This window comes from Gluconobacter sp. GP1, assembly GCF_032913585.1.
Lineage (GTDB): Bacteria > Pseudomonadota > Alphaproteobacteria > Acetobacterales > Acetobacteraceae > Gluconobacter > Gluconobacter cerinus.
In genome coordinates, this window is record NZ_JASGXC010000026.1 from 1 (window position 1) to 2,500 (window position 2,500).

Here is a 2,500-nt window from a genome sequence, read left to right on the forward strand (position 1 = left end):
TGGTTGCGGGGGTAGGATTTGAACCTACGGCCTTCAGGTTATGAGCCTGACGAGCTACCGGGCTGCTCCACCCCGCGGTGGTATTGGTGATGTTGGTGTTGTGGGAGAGATGAGTGGGCTAGGGGACCTGGCGGCGACCGACTTTTCCGCACCTTGAGGTGCAGTATCATAGGCGCTGAGGGATTTCACGGCCGAGTTCGGGAAGGGATCGGGTGTAGGGCCCTCGCAATGGCCACCAGGTCTTCTAGCCCACCCAGTCTTTTTGAGAGTGGGCGGAGGTTGGTGTTTTATGAGTGTGGCTGATTTCTGTGCATGTGTTTGATGTGAGAAGTATGAGCGATTAGGACCGGTTAGCTGCATGCATTACTGCACTTTCACACCCGGCCTATCAACGTGATGGTCTGTCACGGCTCTATGAGACCTCGTTTTGAGGTGGGTTTCCCGCTTAGATGCTTTCAGCGGTTATCCCGTCCACACTTAGCTACCCGGCTGTGCCACTGGCGTGACAACCGGTGCACCAGAGGTATGTTCATCCCGGTCCTCTCGTACTAGGGACAAATCCTCTCAAGTCTCTTACACCCACGGCAGATAGGGACCGAACTGTCTCACGACGTTCTAAACCCAGCTCACGTACCACTTTAATCGGCGAACAGCCGAACCCTTGGGACCTGCTCCAGCCCCAGGATGTGATGAGCCGACATCGAGGTGCCAAACCTCCCCGTCGATGTGGACTCTTGGGGGAGATCAGCCTGTTATCCCTAGAGTACCTTTTATCCGTTGAGCGATGGCCCGTCCACGTGGGACCACCGGATCACTATGGCCGACTTTCGTCTCTGCTCGAACTGTCATTCTCGCAGTCAGGCGGGCTTATGCCATTGCACTCGACAGCCGGTTTCCGACCGGCCTGAGCCCACCATCGCGCGCCTCCGTTACACTTTGGGAGGCGACCGCCCCAGTCAAACTGCCCACCATGCAGGGTCCCGGACCAGGCTTACTGGTCTCGGTTAGACATCAGAAAAATTCAGGGTCGTATTTCAAGGGTGGCTCCACCGGTGCTGGCGCCCCGGCTTCAAAGCCTCCGACCTATCCTACACAGGATTTTCCTGATGCCACTGCAAAGCTGCAGTAAAGGTTCATAGGGTCTTTCCGTCTGACCGCGGGTACCCCGCATCTTCACGGGGAATTCAATTTCGCTGAGTCGATGCTGGAGACAGTGGGGAAGTCGTTACGCCATTCGTGCAGGTCGGAACTTACCCGACAAGGAATTTCGCTACCTTAGGACCGTTATAGTTACGGCCGCCGTTTACCGGGGCTTCAATTCAATGCTTGCACATCTCCTCTTAACCTTCCGGCACCGGGCAGGCGTCAGGCCCTATACGTCATCTCACGATTTCGCAGAGCCCTGTGTTTTTACTAAACAGTCGCTACCCCCTGGTCTGTGCCACCCAACCATGGTTGCCCACGATTGGGTCTCGTTTATCCCGAAGTTACACGAGCAATTTGCCTAGTTCCTTCAGCATCGTTCTCTCAAGCGCCTTGGTATTCTCTACCAGTCCACCTGTGTCGGTTTCGGGTACGGTCTATACGCCAGAGCTATTTCCTGGAATGGTCGAAAAGCCTGTTCAATCCGATAAGGACAGACAACATTTCTCATTCGTCACTTCTGGCAGGCCTAGGAATATTCACCTAGTTCCCATCGACTACGGCTCTCGCCCTCGCCTTAGGGGCCGGCTCACCCTGCGTGGATTAACCTTGCGCAGGAACCCTTGGACTTTCGGCGACAGTGTTTCTCGCACTGTTTGTCGCTACTCATGTCAGCATTCGCACTTCCGATATCTCCAGAGGGGGTCACCCCGCCTCCTTCGCAGACTTACGGAACGCTCCGCTACCGCGCATTCATAAGAATGCACCCACAGCTTCGGCACGTGGCTTGAGCCCCGTTACATTTTCGGCGCAGGGTTTCTAATAGACCAGTGAGCTATTACGCTTTCTTTAAAGGATGGCTGCTTCTAAGCCAACCTCCTGGTTGTTTTGGAATCCCCACATCCTTTCCCACTTAGCCACGATTTAGGGGCCTTAGCTGGTGGTCTGGGCTGTTTCCCTCTCGACAATGGACCTTAGCACCCACTGTCTGTCTGCCGGGCTATACTCCTGGGTATTCGGAGTTTGGTTAGGTTTGGTAAGGCTTTGGGCCCCCCTAGCCCATCCAGTGCTCTACCCCCCAGGGTAAACACCCGACGATCTACCTCAATAGATTTCGCGGAGAACCAGCTATCTCCGAGTTTGATTGGCCTTTCACCCCTAGCCACAGCTCATCCCCGACTTTTTCAACAGGCGTGGGTTCGGCCCTCCAGTGCGTGTTACCGCACCTTCAGCCTGGCCATGGCTAGATCACTCGGTTTCGGGTCTTCTGCCAGCAACTCATTCGCCCTATTCAGACTCGCTTTCGCTACGCCTACACCTAACGGCTTAAGCTCGCTGCAAACAGAAACTCGCTGAC

The 2,500-nt window shown here is 55.2% G+C and carries 1 tRNA gene and 2 rRNA genes (1 of these 3 cut by a window edge); all 3 read right to left on the reverse strand.

The features are described from left to right. Positions 1 to 77 (reverse strand) — tRNA-Met (locus R5H23_RS16570). A gap of 48 nt (positions 78 to 125) precedes the next feature. After that, positions 126 to 240: ribosomal RNA gene (gene rrf / locus R5H23_RS16575) — 5S ribosomal RNA — on the reverse strand. An 80-nt stretch (positions 241 to 320) separates the two neighbouring features. Then, a 23S ribosomal RNA gene (locus R5H23_RS16580) occupies positions 321 to 2,500 on the reverse strand (it continues 557 nt past the right edge of the window).